We start from the raw sequence: 15,283 nt of genomic DNA on the forward strand, positions 1-15,283 counted from the left end.
GGCCGTCGGCGACGACCATCGGGGGCGCCGCGGCGGGATCGGCAGCGGCGGCGGCAGCGACGGCGGCAGCGGCAGCGGCAGCGGAGCCGGGACCCCCGGGGATCGCCGCCAGCAGCTCCCGCGTGTACGGATGCTCCGGCGACGCGAACAGCTCCGCCGTCGGCCGGTGCTCCACGATGACGCCGTCGCGCATCACGGCGATCTCGTCCACCATCGTCGAGACGACGCCCAGGTCGTGGCTGACGAGCAGCACCGCCATGCCGAGCTCGCGGGCGAGGTCGCGGATCAGGGTCAGCACGGCCGCCTGCGTCACGACGTCGAGCGCGGTCGTCGGCTCGTCGAGCACGAGCACCCGGGGGCGCGCGGCGACGGCCATGGCGATCGCGATGCGCTGCTGCTGCCCGCCGGAGAGCTGGTGCGGGTAGCGCCGCACGATGGTGGCGGGATCCGGGAGGCGCACCAGGCGGATCAGCTCCAGCACCCGCTCGTCCTCGCTCGGCAGCTCGTGGCTCTCGAGCGCCTCGCGGAGCTGGCGGCCCACGCGCATCGACGGCGTGAGCGCCTGGCCGGCGTTCTGCGCGACGACCGCCGCGGTGCCGCCGCGCAGCTCCCGCGTGGCGGCGGGCGAGAGGGCGAACACGTCCTCGCCGCCGACCTCGACGGATCCGGCCACGATGCGGGATCCGCGGCGCAGGTGCGCGAGGAGCGTCCGCGCGACCGTCGACTTCCCGCTGCCCGACTCCCCGACGAGCCCGAGCGCGCGCCCGGCGCGGATCTCGAAGCCCACGCCGCGGACGACCGGCACGTCGGCGCTCCCGGCCGCGTAGGAGATCGCCAGGTCGGCGACGCGGACGACCGTGCCGAGCCGCACCTGGCCGGTGAGGGTGTCCTCGAAGCTGCCGGCCCTCATGCCATCCCCCTCTGCGCGCGGTCGACGCCGAGCGACTTGCTGAGCCCGTCACCGCTGAGGTTGAGGCCGACCACGAGGGTCGCGAGCGCCACGATCGGCGCGAGCGTGCCGAGCGGCACGACCGTGAGGGCGGTGCGGTTCTCCTGCACCATGAGCCCCCAGTCGGGCGTCGGCGGGTTCGCGCCGAAGCCGAGGAAGGAGAGCGACGAGATCAGCAGCACGATCCACGAGGCCCGCATCGCGTACTCCACGAGCACGACGTCGAGCACGTTCGGGAGGATCTCGCGGAACACGATGCTCAGCGGCCGCTCGCCCCGGGCGCGCGCAGCCGTGACGTAGTCCTGCGTGATCACGGTCCGCGCCGCACCCCGCACCACGCGGGTCACGGCGGGCGCGTAGACGACGGTCACGGCGAGCACGATGACCCAGAGGCCGGATCCGAACACGGTCACCACCACGAGCAGCGCGAGGATCGACGGCACGCTCAGCAGCGCGTCCACCATCCGCATCACGACCTCGTCGAGCCAGCCCTCGGCGTACGCGGTGACGCAGCCGACGAGCGTGCCGACCGCGACCGCGATGGTGGTCGCGAGGAAGGTGACGACGAGCGCGTAGCGGCCGCCGTTGAGGGTGCGGGAGAGCACGTCGCGGCCGTACTGGTCGGTGCCGAGCCAGTGCGCCCAGGTCGTGCCGGAGAGCACGTCGGTCGAGTCGGTCGCGACGGGGTCGTGCCCGGAGATCCACGGCGCGAGCACCGCCAGGACCACGTGCACCGCGATGATCGCGAGCCCGACGGTGAGCGCCGTCGATCCCCGGAGCGGGCTCGTCCACGCGCGCAGGCGGCCGCCGCGGCGGGTGGGCAGGGGCGTCGCGGTCATGCGCGGGCCTTCCGTCGGGTGATGGGGCGCGGGGACCGGGCGGGCCGGGTGCGGCGGGCGGTCTGCCTCGTGCGGAGCCGCGGATCCAGCGCGAGGGCCACGAGGTCGGCCGCCAGGTTGCAGACCACGTAGACGCCGGCGCTCAGCAGCGCGATCCCCTGGATGGTCGGCAGGTCGCGGGTGAACACCGACTCGAGCATGAGCTTCCCCATGCCCGGGTAGTTGAAGACGTTCTCCACGACGACCACGCCGCCGAGCAGCCAGGCCACGTTGAGCGCCACGACGTTGAGCGTCGGCAGCAGCGCGCTCGGCACCGCGTGCCGCCACACCACCTGCCGGGTCGTGAGGCCCTTGAGCTCGGCCGTGGTGACGTACTCGGAGGCCATCACGTCGATGGTCGCCGAGCGCATGGTGCGCACGATGTAGGCGGCCATGGCTAGCGTCAGCACGATCACCGGCAGCCACACGGAGGGCAGCAGCTCCGCGACCGTGGCGTCGGTGCCGCGGAGCACGACGGCGGGGAAGACCGGGATCGTGATGGCGAACAGCAGCACGAGCACGGTGGCGACCATGAACTCGGGGACGCTCATCACGACGAGGCTCACGATGCTGATGACCGAGTCGCTCGTGCGTCCCCGGCGCACGCCCGCGATCACGCCGAGCGCGAGCGACAGCGTCACGCCGACGAGCATCGCCGGCACCGCGATGAGCATGCTGTTGCGGAAGGCGGCGAGGAGCGTCGGGGCGACCGGATCCCCGCTCACGAGCGAGGTGCCGAAGTCGCCGCGCGCCGCTCCCAGCAGCCAGTCGCCGTACCGCAGCCACACGTTCCGGTCGAGCCCGAGGGACTCGCGCAGGGCGGCGACGGCCTCGGGGGTCGCGTCCTGCCCGAGGAGCTGCTGCGCCACGTCGCCGGGCAGCAGCTGGATCGCGAGGAACACGAACAGGGACGCGAGCACGATCGTGAGGATCGCGGTGCCGAGGCGGCGCAGGACCTGCGCGGTGACGCTCATCGGCGGAATCCGATCCGGAGGTGGTCGAACTCGAAGCCGAACTCCCGGTAGTTGACGACGTCGCGGGAGATGCCCACGAGCCGGTCGCCGAACATGGGCGTCATGTCGGCGCTGTCCTCCACCACGATCCGCTGGGCGTCCTGGTAGAGCATCCGCCGCCTGTCGTCGTCCATCGTGGCGCGGGCGTCGTCGAGGAGCGCGTCGAACGTCGGGTTCGACCACGCGCTCTCGTTGTAGGAGGAGCCGGTGCGGAAGATCTGGTTGAGCAGCTGGTCGATGGGCCGGCCGGTGAACCAGTAGCTCACCATGAGCGGCTTCTGCATCCAGATCTCCGTGTAGTACGAGTCCGAGGAGGCGTTCGTGACCGTGAGGTCGATGCCCGCGGCCTTCACCTGGTCGCGGTAGGCGACCGCCATGGGCGTGAACACCGACTCGTAGCTCGAGGTGTGGATCGTGGTCCGGAGCCCCGGCACGCCCGCCTTCTGGAGCAGCGCCTTCGCCTGCTCCGGGTCGTAGGCGCGGTCGACGTCGACGAACGCCGCGAGCGACGGCGGCACGGGGTTGTCCCAGCCGGCCGTCCCGGTGCCCTGCAGCGCCGTCGCGAGGACCTGCTCGGGGTCGTAGGCGAGCTTCATCGCCTGGCGCACGAGCGGATCCTGGAACTCGGCGCTCGTGGCGAGCATCGGGATCGTGTACCACTGCGCGTTCTCGACCCGCGCGACCGTGGCGCGGCTCGACGCGGAGACGACCCGGGCGGTCGCGAAGTCGAGGTTGGTCTGCGAGATGAGGTCGATCTGCCCGGCGAGCAGCGCGTTCACCCGCGCCGTCGTGTCCTGGATGGAGGAGAAGTCGATGCCGTCGAGCACCGGCCGGCCGGCGAAGTGGTCCTCGAACGCCTCGACGCTGCCGGATCCCGCGGGCTGGAACGACGAGAGGCGGAACGGGCCGGTGCCGATGCCGGTGCTCCCGATCGTGGCGATCGCGTCGGCCGGCACGATGTAGCACTGGTACGCCGTGAGCAGCGACGGGAACTCCGCGTTGGGGGTCTTCAGCTGGAAGACGAGGGTGTGCGGATCCGGCGCCGACATGCTGCCCGGGTCGAGCATGTCGCCGAGCACGCCGCCCTGCGGGGAGGCCGTCGCGGGATCGATGACGTGCTGGATGGAGGCGATCGCGTCGGCCGCTGTGAAGCGCGTGCCGTCGTGGAACCGCACGTCGCGGCGCAGCCGGAAGGTCCACGTGATCCCGTCGGGCGACGCCGACCACTCCTCGGCGAGGTCGGGGATCGTCTCGCCCTGCTCGTCGAGCTTCACGAGCCGGTTGTAGAGGGCGCCGAGGTACTCGTACGCCGACAGCGAGCTCGCGGAGTCGAGGGTCTCGGCGGCGGATGCGGCCGGTCGCGCGACGCGGAGGCGGCCGCCCCGCATGGGGGTGCCGGTGGCGGCGGCCTCGGGGATGGTGGTGCTGCGGGCGCCGGTGGCGCATCCGGTGAGGGTGAGCAGGCCGAGGCCGGCGATCCCGGCGGTGCCCGCGAGGACGGCGCGACGGCTGGGTGCGCTCGGTCGGTCGGCCATGCGGGTGGTGCGCGGGCTCGCGGCGGGGAGCACGGAGCGGGTGGTGACGATCGATGGCATCGGGACGGGCCCTCCTCGTTATCGTTCAGGTGAACGATAGGCGAGATGCGGGCCCGTGGCGAATGCGGGGGCGCGCCTCGGGGCCCTGACGCTCCGTCGCGGTGGTCGAGGACGCTGCGGTTCCGGAGGCAACGGGTGGCTGAGCATCCCGGGCCTCGTCCGGTGGCGTCCATGGGGCGGGAGTACGGTCCGGACGACCGACGTGTCCTGCCCAGACCCCATGGACAGCGTGCGCGCGTGCCGGGATGTCCCCGGCGCTGACGACGGAACCGAGGGTCCCATGCTGCACACCAGCCTCCGCATCGACGGGTGCGCGTATCGGCTCGACGTGGACCAGGACGTCGTCGTCCTGAAGTCCGCGATCCTCGACGCGGCCGGCGGCGCACCGCGCTTCCTGGACTTCGCCGCGATCGGACGCGGCGAGGTGTCGGTGCTGGTCGGTCCGCGCACGACGGTCGAGTTCGTCGTCTCGGAGCTCGTCGACGACGACGACCCGGAGCCGCTCCCCGGACCTGCGGGGACCGACCTGGGCCTGGTCAGCTTCCTCTGAGCCCGGGCCCCGCGTCAGAGGAGCGGCAGGTCCGTGTCGGAGGCCTCGAGGGGGGCGTCCCGCGGAGCTCCGGTGGGGACGGCGGCGGCGAGGATCCGGACGGCGTCGGCTGCCGGGATGGTCCAGGTGGTCGTGACGGAGATGCGGGCGACGTCCTCGGGGGAGGTGCCCGTGGTGAAGTCGACCTGCACGTCGCGGGTCTCCTCGCTGATGGCGGTGGTGGCGCGGACGCCTTCGAGGATGAGGTCGTCGTCGTAGGGCAGGTTGGTGATGGCCATGGTCGGGTTCCTGTCGAGAGGCGGTGCAGCGGAGGCCACCGCGTCGACGGATGCGTCGCGGAAGTCGGGGAGGCCCGTCGTGCCGCGGAGGCGGGCGACGGCGGGATCAGGATGAGGCGTGCAGGCGGGGTGTCAGTGCGTGCCCGGCTCCGGCTCGGCGATGAGGTGCAGCCCGGCGGACGTGTTGGCCACCTGCATCAGCGCCTCCACCCATGCGACGTTGATCGCCGGCGGCCGTCCGCCGCTGAACGAGAACAGGATCGGGATCTCCGGGGAGATCCAGGCGGTGCGGCGCCCGTCGCCCTCGGAGGCGGGGTTCTTCCACGAGAACGCGAAGCCCTCCCGGCGCCGGAGCTTGTTGATCATCACGATCTGCAGGTGAGCCAGGGCCCGATCCTCGATCTCGGTGCGGACCGAGGTGTTGTACGTGAACTGCCCCATGACTGGCTCCTTCGTGACGACACCCGTGAGGAGGTCCCCGCGAGGCGGCCCGTGGAGCACCGAGCGGATGAGGGTGTCGGACCCTGCGGTTCGCGTGCGCGATGAGAACGTGATCGTGCGACCGGCGTCCAGAGGGCGTGGTACGACCATACGGACGAATGCCCTCCACCGCTCGCTCGGATCCGCGAGGCATGCGGATGTCAGTACGACAGGTATGGCGCGCCGAGCGTTCCGCTGGCGTCGGCCATGCGGCCCGACGGATCCGCACGGCGGCGGCGGCGGGTCCGGTGCGGGGTGCGCCCCGCCTCGCGGGCTCAGATGTCGGAGAGGCCGGGGATCCCCCGGTGGTGGTCGTCCTCGCCGTCGTCGGGACTCACCGACTCGGGGTGCTGCATGCGCTGGAGGTCCGCTCGGATGGCGTCGACCGTCGCCTCGTTGTCGGGCTCGGGGATGGTGCTCGTCGTGGTCTCGGCCATGAACGGGGCGCCGGCGCCGAGCAGGAACGTCGCATCCACCTCGTCCCCGTCCGAGCTGATCGCGTGGACGGTGACGGATTCCCCGCGACCTCGCGAGGACAGGGCGGCGGCGTACTCGAGCAGGGCGTCGGCCGTGGCGTCGCCCACGAGGAGGGACTTCTCGGCGTAGGTGATGTGCTTCATGCCGCCACGCTAGGAGCGACGCATCCCGTCGCCGAGGGCCTTGACTTGCCGGACCAGCAGCGGGACCGACGGAGCGCCGACGAGGAGATGCGCCCGCCTCAGCTCACGTGCACGTCCGGCCGCCGCGACCGCACCGGCTCCGCGCGCCGCAGCACCTCGCGCGTGACGGGCGCGACCTCGCCCGTGCCGGTCACGAGGAAGCGCAGGAGGTTGCCGAGGGGCGATCCCTCCGTCCACTCGAAGTAGACGCTGGGCTTCACGCCCGTGAGGTCGCGCACGGCGAGCAGCACGGCCGCGATCGTGTTGGGCACGTTGCCGCTCGAGACCCGCAGCACGCGGAAGCCGTGCCGCACGACGCCCTGCACCAGGAGGTCCTCCTCGAAGTTGGAGGAGTCGCCGGGGGTCACCTCGAGGAAGATCACGGGCGCGCGCGCCGGGATCCCGCTGTCGCGCCGCTCCTCGCTCGCCTTCCGCCGGTACTCGGCGTCGTGCTGCACCTCGGTGAGGCCCTCGCCGGGCTCGTCCGGCTCGTGGGCGATGATGCTCACCGCGCCGTAGTCCTCCGCGTCCTCGATCACGAACGCGCGCGCCCGCTCGTCCATCGTGAGCGAGGTGGCGCGCAGCTGGAACGAGCGCTGGACGCGGCTCACGATCGAGACCACGAGGATCCCGAGGATGAACAGCGCCGCGATGCGCACGCCGTCGGGCCGCTCGATGATGTTGACCACCGTCGTGTACGCGAACACCGTCGCGATGGCGGCGAAGCCGATGGTGCGCTTGCGCTGCCCCGCCTTCCTGGCCGACAGCGTCACCGCGGTGGACGCCGAGGTGATGAGCACGAGCACGCCCGTCGCGTAGGCGCCGGCCTGCGCGTCCACGTCGGCCTGGAACACGAGCGTGACGATCACGGCGATGGCCGTGAACACGAGCACGAGCGGGCGCACGGCCGCGGCCCAGTGCGGCGCCATGCCGTAGCGCGGGAGGTAGCGCGGCACGATGTTGAGCAGCCCGGCCATCGCGGAAGCACCCGCGAACCAGAGGATGCAGATCGTGCTGATGTCGTAGAGCGTGCCGAAGCCGTCGCCGAGGAAGTCGTGCGCCAGGTACGCGAGCGCCCGCCCGCTGGCCTTGCCGCCGTCCTGGAACTCGGCCTGCGGGATCAGCATGGTGGTCACGAAGCTCGACGTGATGAGGAACGCGCTCATGATCAGGGCCGCGGTGGTCAGCAGCCGCTTCGTGCCGTGGATCCGGGTGCGCGGCACCCCGTCGGCGTCGTCCCCGCCGCGCACCTGCGGCATGAGCGCGACGCCGGTCTCGAAGCCGGAGAGGCCGAGCGCGAGCTTCGGGAACACGATCAGCGCGATGCCCACCATCACGAGCGGGTTGCCGTGCTGCGCCGTGAGGGCGGCCCACCAGTCGTCGACGATCACGAGGTTCCCCGCGACGTGGAAGAGCGAGACGACGATCACGATCGCGTTGAGCGTGAGGAACACCGCGACCAGCGCGACCGCGATGGAGATCGCCTCGCGGAACCCGCGGAGGAACACGAACGCGAGCGCCGCGATGAGCACGAGCGTCAGCAGCACCTCGTTGCCCTGGAACCACTCCGGCGCGAACGGGTTCTCGATGGCGTGCGCGGTCGCGTCCGCCGCCGACAGCGTGATGGTGATGAGGAAGTCCGTCGCCGCGAACCCGAGCAGCACGAGCACGAAGAGCTTGCCGCCCCACCACGGGAGCAGCCGCTCGAGCATCGCGATGGATCCCTCGCCGCGCGGGCTCTCGCGGGCCACCCGCCGGTAGACGGGCAGCGCGCCGAGGAGCGTGAGGAGGACGAGCACGAGCGTCGCGAGCGGCGACAGGAGCCCGGCCGCGACCGCCGCGATGGCCGGCTGGTAGCCGAGGGTGGAGAAGTAGTCGACGCCGGTGAGGCACATGACGCGCCACCACGAGTGCGTCTTCTCGACCGTCTCGGCGTGCGGGCCGGGGTGCGCGCCGGACGCGCCGGGCAGCCCGTCGAGGAGCCAGGCGGTGATCCCGGCGCGGGCGCGCCGCTGCTCGGGCGCCCGCAGGAGCTTCGGGCCGCTCACGAGCGGGCCCCGCTTGCCGCTACCGCGGGTGCGACCGCGGGGGTCGCCGCGCGGGCGTGGAGAGGGGACGTCGACCGACCGTGATCCGGGCAGCGCACGGGGGATCCTCCTGAGGCGGCGCCGGGACCCCGTCTCGCGGATGCGACGGTCGGGCCCGGCAGCATCGTCGACTCAGGATGCCACCTCCGGCGCGTCGACGGGCCTCCGTGCAGGGTGCCGTCACGGGATCACGCCCGGGCGGCTCCGTGGGTGTCGGTGTAGCTGCCGATGGCGCAGGCGGCCGCGGGGGCGGTGACGTAGCTGCCGCGTCGCGGGCGGGTCGTCCGCGTCGAGGTGGTGACGTACGTCCCCTCGAGGTCGGCGGATCCGCTCCGCGTCACGTAGCTGCCGCCGAGCGGCGACGCGCAGGGCGCTTCGGCGCGAGCGGGGACGGGGGTGGGTGCGGGGGCGGTGCTGGTCGTGGCGGTCTCGTGCGCGGTCCTGTCGAGCGTGATGCTCATGTCGTGCTCCGTTCGTCGGTCCTGTCGGTTTCCGCGGATGTCCGCGAGGTACGTGGGCGCGCCGAGGGCACGCCGAGGAGAGCTCCCGGCGGACGTGATCCGACCGGGGCGCGAGCCGCGTCTCTGCGGTCAGTCGGCCGATCCGGCGGCGACCTGCGCCTGGCACCGGCTGCACACGCCGGCGAAGGTGACCTCCGCGGCGAGCACGGCGAAGCCGGACGTGTCCGACGGCGTGAGGCACGGGGCCTCGCCGACGACGCAGTCCACGTCCGCCACGGTCCCGCACCGCACGCACACCAGGTGGTGGTGGTTGTCGCCGACCCTGCTCTCGAACAGCGCGGGCGAGCCCGGCGGGTCGAAGCGTCGCGCGAGCCCGGCGCCGGTGAAGGCGGCGAGGATCCCGTAGACGGCCTGGACGGAGGAGGTGGGCAGGAGCTCGCGCGCTGCCGCGTGGATGGCGTCGGCGCTCGAGTGCGGGTTCTCCTGCAGGACCCGGAGGACGGCCACGCGCGGCGCCGTGACCTTGAGCCCCGTGGCCCGGATGGTCTGCCGCAGCTGCTCGGCGTCCGCCGAGGCGGCGGGAGCGGGAGCGGTGGGCATGGTCCGACTGTAGCCGGTTGTCTTTAGCTAGTCAAAACACGGGGTGGGTCGGTGTCGCGGCCCGCCGATGCGCCTAGCCTCGACAGGGGCCGCGCCGCACCGGCCGCCCCCACCGCATCCACGAGGAAGAGGAACGCGCATGACGACCTGGCTGATCACGGGATGCTCCACCGGACTCGGGCGCGCCTTCGCGGAGGAGGCGCTGTCGCGCGGGAACGACGTCGTGGTCACCGCGCGCGACGCCGCGAACGTGCAGGACCTCGCCGACCGCTTCCCCGAGCACGCCCTCGCGCTCGACCTCGACGTGACCGACCAGGCGCAGGTGTCGCTGGCGGTGGACGAGGCGACCGCGCGGTTCGGCGGCGTCGACGTGCTCGTCAACAACGCGGGCTACGGCTACCGGGCGGCCGTCGAGGAGGGCGATGACCAGGACGTCGCGCGCCTCTTCGACACCCAGTTCCACGGCAGCGTGCGCATGATCAAGGCGGTGCTGCCCGGCATGCGCGAGCGCCGCAGCGGCACGATCGTGAACCTCTCGTCCATCGGCGCCGCGCGCACGGGCGCCGGATCCGGCTACTACGGCGCAGTGAAGGCCGCGATCGAGCAGATGACGATGGCGCTGCGCACCGAGCTCGAGCCGCTCGGGATCGTCGCGACGGTCGTGGCGCCCGGGTCCTTCCGCACCGACTTCTCCGGCCGCTCGCTCACGCAGTCGTCCACCGTGATCGACGACTACGCCGAGACCGCCGGCAAGCGCCGCAAGGAGAACGACACCACCGACGGCACGCAGCCGAACGATCCCGCGCTCGGCGCGAAGGTGCTCGTGGACGCGGTCGAGCAGGGCGCTCCGTTCTACCTGCTGCTCGGCGGCGACGCGGTCGAGATCGTCACGGGCGCGCTCGACGACCTGCGCGCCGACGTCGACGCGTGGGCCGAGCGCAGCCGGTCGACGGCGTACGACGCGAGCTGACGAGGCCGGGGCTTCGCCCGCACGGCACGGTGACGCTCTAGCGGCCGTCGGCCTCCGGGGGCCGCGGCGGTGCGTCCGGGCCGGTCGAGGGGGATCCCGCGCGGGCCTTCTTCGGGCGCACGCTCATCACGAAGAAGGTGATGCCGAGGACCACGAACGGGAGACCGGCGACACGGGTGTCGTCGAGCGTCAGCATGAGGACGAGGCCGAGCATCGCGAACACGATGCCGAGCGAGGCGTTCGTGCTCGAGGAGTCGTCGTCCTCCGTGGGCGGATCCGCGGGGCCGCCGGGTGTCGTCGGATCGGTCATGGCCCCACGGTAGGGACCCGGGTCGCGCCGCGCGTCCGCCTCGTGGGGGACGGATCCGCGAGCTGCGGTCAGCGCGCCGCGCCCCGGCGACGCCAGCGGACGACCGTGGCCGCCAGGAACACGACGGCGCTCACGACCATCAGCAGCACGCCGAGCGCGCGCAGGTCGTCGCTGGCGAGCGCCATGACGACGCCGATCGCGAAGAGGACGGCGAGCCCGGTGTCGCGCAGTCGGCTGGCGCCTGCGGCCGTCGAAGCGCGGTCGCCGGGTCCCGCCGCATCGTCCATGCCGTCACGCTAGGCGCTGGCCTGCGCTCGCCGCGTCCGCCGGATGGGGGAGCGGCCGTCAGATCCGCCCCTCCAGCTCCAGCAGCGTCGTCTTCGCCGCGAGCCCGCCGATGTAGCCGCCGAGGGTGCCGTCGGAGCGGAGCACGCGGTGGCAGGGGATCACGATGGGCAGCGGGTTGGTGGAGCACGCGGTGCCGACCGCGCGCGTGGCGGCCGGGCTTCCGGCGGTCTCGGCGACCTCGCGGTAGGTGCGCGTGGATCCGTACGGGATCTCGGGGAGCAGGCGCTGCACGCGGTCGCGGAAGCCGGTGGAGAGGATCCGGTCGAGCGGCAGGTCGAAGGAGCGGCGGCGGCCGGCGAAGTACTCGTCGAGCTCGCGCGCCGCCCGGTCGAGGCGCTTCGGCGTGCGCAGGATCCGCGGCCCGAGCCGGCGCGCGAGGTCGCCCAGCACGGTGTCGTGGTCCTCGCGGGAGTAGGCGACGCGGATCAGCCCGCGCTCGGTGGCGGCGAGCAGCAGTGGGCCGACGGGGGAGTCGATCGTGGTGAAGCCGACGTCGAGCGCGCCGTCGGCCTCGGCCCGGTCGGCGAGTCGGAGGCGGAGGGCGTCGAGGGCGGGCGCGGTCGGGTCGGCTCGCTCGAGCGCGGCGGCGTCGAGGAAGGGGGCGGCGTCGTGGGTGGGGTCGGTCACGGTCGTCCTCCTCGGGCGGATGCGGATGCGGGTGATGGCTCGCGCGGGGACGAGGGCGGATCCGCCCCCATCGACCGTCGCAGGCTCGCCACCCCGTCCGCCGCCGCGCGCCGCACGGCCTCGGGCGTCCCGCCGACGATCGCGGCGACCTCCGCGTACGGCAGCCCGCCGAGGTACCGGTACGCGACCGCGAGCCGCTGCCGCTCGGGCAGGGCGGCGACCCGGCGCCAGAGGTCGGGGTCACAGGATCCGGGCACGCCGAGGTCGGACACCCGCTCGGGCACCTCGTCGACGGGGATCGCGCGGCAGCCGCGGGCGCGGATCGCGTCGAGGGCCTTGCGGTGCGCGATGGTCACGAGCCAGGCGCGCACGTCGGCGCGCGGCCCGAGCCGCGGGTAGGCGACGAGCGCCGACAGGAACGTCTCCGACCACGCGTCCTCCGCGTCCGCGTGCCCGCCGAGCACCGCCCGGCACACGCGGAGCACCACGACGCCGTGCTCGGTCACGACCCTGTCGAACGGCTGCATCATCTCCACACCGGGTAGACGCCGGGGCGGGGTGATCCGTGAGGTCGGCGTGCGGATCAGTCTCGCGGATCCGCGCGGGCCGGGCGAGCGCGCCGGCCGCGTCAGGCCGGCGTCGACCTCAGCAGCCGGGTCACCGCGATCATCGCGCCGCCCACGACCGCCGGGATGCCGCCGCCGGGGTGCACCGACGCGCCGACCCGCCACAGCCAGGGCCGCCACGGGTCGTTGTACGAGGGCCGGTGGAACGGCCCGCTCAGCCACGGCGGACGCGCCGCCCCGTAGAGCGCACCGTGCGGCTCGCCGCCCTGGCCGTAGTAGCGGGGATCGAGCACCGTCTGCTCGTCGAGGAGGTCGGTGAGGGGCCGGTCGAGCCCCATCGCCGCCGAGACGCGGTCGACCTCGCGCCGCACGAAGGGGTGCTCGGCCGTGTAGCGACCGCCGTCGGCGGGCGCGGTGAGCAGGATCCCCAGGGTGCTGCGCGGGTTCGGGTACACCTCGCTCGCGCGGTACTGGTTGACGAACACCATGGTGTCCGCGGGCTCGTCGCCCGCCTCGAGGCTGCGGTGCAGCGCGGCCGGCTTCGTCGGCAGCACCACGCTGTGCGTCGCGATCCCCGCCGGCAGCTCCTCCCGCAGCACGCCGTACACCGCGACGGCCGAGCAGGAGAGGGTGCGGGGGCGCAGGCGGGGGAGCGCCGGGATCCGCGACGGACCCGTCAGCGCGGACAGCCGGTCGGCGTCGAGGGCGCTCACGACGAGGTCGGCGGGGTAGCGCCCGACGGCGGTCGTGACCGACCCGCGCTCGATGCGGGTGACGGCCTCGCCGGTGCGGATCTCGACCCCGGCCGCCTCGGCCAGTCGACCCAGCGCGAGCACGATCTCGTACACGCCGCCGCGCGGCACCCACGCGCCGGTCTCCGCCATGATCGCCGGCATGCTCGCGTAGAGCGCCGGCGTGCGCGACGGCGAGACGCCCGCGTTGAGGGTGTGGATCGCGATGATCTCGCGCAGCCCGTCCGGCAGCCACGTCAGCCCGTCGAGGTAGGCGCGCGTGGTGAGGCGCGAGCCGTAGACCGCCAGCAGCCGACGCAGCGCCGGGAGGGCGGCCCGGTCGAGGGGATCCGAGAGCAGCAGCTCGGTGACGTCGTCGGCGAGGGGCGCGTGCAGGTCGGAGAACCGCCGCCAGGCGGGGTACCAGGGGTGATCGGGCGCCACCGGCAGGGAGGTCTCCTCGCCGTCGTAGTAGTAGCGGCCCACCTCGGGCATCCGCACGAGGTCGAGCCCGCCGGCGTCCCGGGTGCGATCGGTGGCGCGTCCGTCGTCGCCGAGCCGGCGCAGCAGCTCGTCCCACACCGCGGGGAACGTCACGAGCGACGGCCCGGTGTCGATGCGGTCCTCGCCCAGTCGGATGCGACGGCTCTTGCCGCCGAGCTCGGCCGAGGCCTCGAGCAGGGTGACGCGGTGGCCGGCGCGCGCGAGCAGCGCGGAGGCGGTGAGCCCGCCCATCCCGCCGCCGACCACGACGACGCGGCTCACGGGTAGCCCACCAGCACGATCGCGACCATGAGCAGCACGCCGGCGAACGACCCCGCGATGTACGGGAACGCGACCGACAGGCGGTAGAGGCGGTGGCCGGTCCCGGGCGTCGGGTCGCGCAGCAGCGACACCACGAGGATCCCGGCGATGAGGAGGTTGACGGCCGCCACGGGCACGCTCACCACGGCGAACAGCGCCGTGGAGAGGATCCACCAGGCGCCGCTCCACAGGGCCGTCCCGCGCGGACCGAGGCGCACCGCGGTGGTGGTGATGCCCGCGTCGCGGTCCTCCACGATGTCCTGCACCGCGTCGAACGCGTGCTTGGCCACGCTCCAGGCCATGAGGCCCAGGGCGGCGGGCCAGACCGGCGCCACCTCGAGGGCGGCCGGCACGATCACGAGCGGCAGCGCGTAGGCCGCGTTGCTCAGCGAGTCGAGGAATGGCCGGGCCTTGAAGCGGAGCGGGGGCGCCGAGTAGAAGACGAACACGCCCGCGTAGAGCAGGATCGCCGCGTTCGCGAGCGGCGGCAGCGTGAGCAGGAAGCAGACGAGGAACGGGACGTTGACGGCCGCGACGGCCCAGGCGATGAGCCGCACCTCGGACTGCCGGATCCGGGCGCCCTCGAGGGAGCCCTTGCGGGGGTTGGCCGCGTCCGTCTCCTGGTCGTAGATGTCGTTGACGCCGTAGATGAGCAGGTTGAACGGCAGGGTGAGCCAGAGGATCACCGGCAGGGCCCGCAGGTCGAACAGCGCGCCCGTGAGCCAGATGGCCACGAGACCGGATCCGATGGTGTTGATCCACAGCACCGGGCGCGAGATGAGCACGAGGCGGCGCACGGCCACGCCGATGCCCGACGGTGCGATGCGCGACATCCGCTCGCTGCTGTCCGTCACGGGCACGAGCGTACGCCGCTGCCCATTACGCCGGCCTCCGCCGGCCTCGCCGCCTGCGGGCCCAGACTGGGCGGATGCGCCTGATGCTGATCACCGCCGGCACCCGCGGTGACGTGGAGCCCTTCGTGGCCCTCGCCCGGCATGCGGCATCCCGTGGTCACGAGGTGCGGCTGGCCCTGCCCGACGACGCGCCCGCGCCCGAGGGGGTCGACATCGTGCGCCTCGGCCTGGACGCGCGGCGGGTGCTCTCGCCTGCCGGTCGCACCCCCTGGGCCCTCGCCCGCCACCTGCGGACGGAGGTGCGGACCGCGATGCGGCGGATGCTCGCCGCCGCGGTGCGGGAGACGGTCGCCTTCGAGCCCGACGTGGTGGTGCACCACCCCCTGATCCTCAGCGCGCCGATGGCGGCGGACGCGCTCGGCGCGCCCCGCGTGCTGGTGGAGTTCGCGCCGGTGGCCACCCCCAGCGACCGCTTCCCCGCCGCGGGCGGTCCCACGGCCACCCGCGACCTCGGCGCGCGGAA

The 15,283-nt window shown here is 73.4% G+C and carries 19 protein-coding genes; 3 read left to right on the forward strand and 16 right to left on the reverse strand.

Going from position 1 to position 15,283, the window contains the following annotated elements; genetic code table 11:
* The 4 genes from DZG00_RS04860 to DZG00_RS04875 form a co-directional block, all read right to left on the reverse strand.
* The coding region (locus DZG00_RS04860) for an ABC transporter ATP-binding protein (RefSeq protein ID WP_233550082.1) at positions 1-910 on the reverse strand (910 nt) is incomplete at its 3' end.
* The gene (locus DZG00_RS04865) at positions 907-1,788 is read right to left on the reverse strand and encodes an ABC transporter permease (RefSeq protein WP_119381932.1); all 882 of its coding nucleotides are present in this window, start codon (positions 1,786-1,788) and stop codon (positions 907-909) included. The genes DZG00_RS04860 and DZG00_RS04865, both read right to left, overlap by 4 nt.
* Complete coding sequence (locus DZG00_RS04870) at positions 1,785-2,801, reverse strand: ABC transporter permease (protein WP_119381931.1); 1,017 nt, start codon at positions 2,799-2,801, stop codon at positions 1,785-1,787. The genes DZG00_RS04865 and DZG00_RS04870 overlap by 4 nt, the downstream gene beginning before the upstream one ends.
* A complete protein-coding gene (locus DZG00_RS04875; protein WP_199688918.1) occupies positions 2,798-4,435 on the reverse strand; it encodes an ABC transporter substrate-binding protein in 1,638 nt (545 codons plus the stop codon). Before DZG00_RS04875 ends, DZG00_RS04870 begins: the two co-directional genes overlap by 4 nt.
* A gap of 280 nt (positions 4,436-4,715) precedes the next feature.
* Here DZG00_RS04875 and DZG00_RS04880 point away from each other — a divergent pair, with 280 nt between their 5' ends.
* Positions 4,716-4,985: a hypothetical protein gene (locus DZG00_RS04880; RefSeq protein WP_119381930.1), complete on the forward strand. Its 270-nt coding sequence runs from the start codon at positions 4,716-4,718 to the stop codon at positions 4,983-4,985.
* A gap of 14 nt (positions 4,986-4,999) precedes the next feature.
* Here the strand turns inward: DZG00_RS04880 and DZG00_RS04885 are convergent, their stop codons facing one another.
* The 6 genes from DZG00_RS04885 to DZG00_RS04910 all read right to left on the reverse strand — a co-directional run bounded on the left by DZG00_RS04885 (position 5,000) and on the right by DZG00_RS04910 (position 9,550).
* The gene (locus tag DZG00_RS04885) at positions 5,000-5,263 is read right to left on the reverse strand and encodes a hypothetical protein (protein WP_119381929.1); all 264 of its coding nucleotides are present in this window, start codon (positions 5,261-5,263) and stop codon (positions 5,000-5,002) included.
* A 132-nt stretch (positions 5,264-5,395) separates the two neighbouring features.
* Positions 5,396-5,704, reverse strand: coding sequence for a DUF7882 family protein (locus DZG00_RS04890; protein ID WP_119381928.1), 309 nt, complete (start codon positions 5,702-5,704; stop codon positions 5,396-5,398).
* A gap of 314 nt (positions 5,705-6,018) precedes the next feature.
* On the reverse strand, positions 6,019-6,363 hold the full coding sequence (locus tag DZG00_RS04895) for a hypothetical protein (protein WP_119381927.1): 345 nt from the start codon (positions 6,361-6,363) through the stop codon (positions 6,019-6,021).
* A 98-nt stretch (positions 6,364-6,461) separates the two neighbouring features.
* Positions 6,462-8,450: an APC family permease gene (locus DZG00_RS04900; RefSeq protein ID WP_119381926.1), complete on the reverse strand. Its 1,989-nt coding sequence runs from the start codon at positions 8,448-8,450 to the stop codon at positions 6,462-6,464.
* Positions 8,451-8,677: 227 nt separating this feature from the next.
* Entirely contained in the window at positions 8,678-8,950 is a 273-nt protein-coding gene (locus tag DZG00_RS16960) for a hypothetical protein (RefSeq protein WP_158586985.1), read from the reverse strand.
* Positions 8,951-9,079: 129 nt separating this feature from the next.
* Positions 9,080-9,550: a Fur family transcriptional regulator gene (locus DZG00_RS04910; RefSeq protein ID WP_119382116.1), complete on the reverse strand. Its 471-nt coding sequence runs from the start codon at positions 9,548-9,550 to the stop codon at positions 9,080-9,082.
* A gap of 139 nt (positions 9,551-9,689) precedes the next feature.
* On the opposite strand from DZG00_RS04910, the gene DZG00_RS04915 reads away from it, so the two are divergent.
* Positions 9,690-10,520, forward strand: a complete 831-nt coding sequence (locus DZG00_RS04915) for an oxidoreductase (protein ID WP_119382117.1) — start codon at positions 9,690-9,692, stop codon at positions 10,518-10,520.
* A 37-nt stretch (positions 10,521-10,557) separates the two neighbouring features.
* On the opposite strand, the gene DZG00_RS04920 is transcribed toward DZG00_RS04915, so the two are convergent.
* The 6 genes from DZG00_RS04920 to DZG00_RS04945 all read right to left on the reverse strand — a co-directional run bounded on the left by DZG00_RS04920 (position 10,558) and on the right by DZG00_RS04945 (position 14,760).
* Entirely contained in the window at positions 10,558-10,830 is a 273-nt protein-coding gene (locus DZG00_RS04920; protein WP_119382118.1) for a hypothetical protein, read from the reverse strand.
* Positions 10,831-10,898: 68 nt separating this feature from the next.
* A complete protein-coding gene (locus DZG00_RS04925; protein ID WP_119382119.1) occupies positions 10,899-11,117 on the reverse strand; it encodes a hypothetical protein in 219 nt (72 codons plus the stop codon).
* Between the two features lie 58 nt (positions 11,118-11,175).
* Entirely contained in the window at positions 11,176-11,805 is a 630-nt protein-coding gene (locus DZG00_RS04930; protein ID WP_119382120.1) for a methylated-DNA--[protein]-cysteine S-methyltransferase, read from the reverse strand.
* A complete protein-coding gene (locus DZG00_RS04935) occupies positions 11,802-12,332 on the reverse strand; it encodes an RNA polymerase sigma factor (RefSeq protein WP_119382122.1) in 531 nt (176 codons plus the stop codon). The genes DZG00_RS04930 and DZG00_RS04935 overlap by 4 nt, the downstream gene beginning before the upstream one ends.
* Before the next feature lie 101 nt (positions 12,333-12,433).
* Positions 12,434-13,867, reverse strand: a complete 1,434-nt coding sequence (locus tag DZG00_RS04940) for a phytoene desaturase family protein (protein ID WP_119382121.1) — start codon at positions 13,865-13,867, stop codon at positions 12,434-12,436.
* Positions 13,864-14,760, reverse strand: a complete 897-nt coding sequence (locus DZG00_RS04945; protein ID WP_233549064.1) for a UbiA family prenyltransferase — start codon at positions 14,758-14,760, stop codon at positions 13,864-13,866. The genes DZG00_RS04940 and DZG00_RS04945 overlap by 4 nt, the downstream gene beginning before the upstream one ends.
* A gap of 74 nt (positions 14,761-14,834) precedes the next feature.
* On the opposite strand from DZG00_RS04945, the gene DZG00_RS04950 reads away from it, so the two are divergent.
* The coding region (locus DZG00_RS04950; protein ID WP_147359926.1) for a glycosyltransferase at positions 14,835-15,283 on the forward strand (449 nt) is incomplete at its 3' end.

Source organism: Clavibacter lycopersici (assembly GCF_003576405.1).
Lineage (GTDB): Bacteria > Actinomycetota > Actinomycetes > Actinomycetales > Microbacteriaceae > Clavibacter > Clavibacter lycopersici.

Bases quoted from the DNA above. Each gene is read 5' to 3' on its own strand.
- DZG00_RS04865 (WP_119381932.1), bottom strand. From the start codon at position 1,788: ATGACCGCGACGCCCCTGCCCACCCGCCGCGGCGGCCGCCTGCGCGCG.
- DZG00_RS04870 (WP_119381931.1), bottom strand. From the start codon at position 2,801: ATGAGCGTCACCGCGCAGGTCCTGCGCCGCCTCGGCACCGCGATCCTC.
- DZG00_RS04875 (WP_199688918.1), bottom strand. From the start codon at position 4,435: ATGCCATCGATCGTCACCACCCGCTCCGTGCTCCCCGCCGCGAGCCCG.
- DZG00_RS04880 (WP_119381930.1), top strand. From the start codon at position 4,716: ATGCTGCACACCAGCCTCCGCATCGACGGGTGCGCGTATCGGCTCGAC.
- DZG00_RS04885 (WP_119381929.1), bottom strand. From the start codon at position 5,263: ATGGCCATCACCAACCTGCCCTACGACGACGACCTCATCCTCGAAGGC.
- DZG00_RS04890 (WP_119381928.1), bottom strand. From the start codon at position 5,704: ATGGGGCAGTTCACGTACAACACCTCGGTCCGCACCGAGATCGAGGAT.
- DZG00_RS04895 (WP_119381927.1), bottom strand. From the start codon at position 6,363: ATGAAGCACATCACCTACGCCGAGAAGTCCCTCCTCGTGGGCGACGCC.
- DZG00_RS16960 (WP_158586985.1), bottom strand. From the start codon at position 8,950: ATGAGCATCACGCTCGACAGGACCGCGCACGAGACCGCCACGACCAGC.
- DZG00_RS04910 (WP_119382116.1), bottom strand. From the start codon at position 9,550: ATGCCCACCGCTCCCGCTCCCGCCGCCTCGGCGGACGCCGAGCAGCTG.
- DZG00_RS04915 (WP_119382117.1), top strand. From the start codon at position 9,690: ATGACGACCTGGCTGATCACGGGATGCTCCACCGGACTCGGGCGCGCC.
- DZG00_RS04920 (WP_119382118.1), bottom strand. From the start codon at position 10,830: ATGACCGATCCGACGACACCCGGCGGCCCCGCGGATCCGCCCACGGAG.
- DZG00_RS04925 (WP_119382119.1), bottom strand. From the start codon at position 11,117: ATGGACGATGCGGCGGGACCCGGCGACCGCGCTTCGACGGCCGCAGGC.
- DZG00_RS04935 (WP_119382122.1), bottom strand. From the start codon at position 12,332: ATGCAGCCGTTCGACAGGGTCGTGACCGAGCACGGCGTCGTGGTGCTC.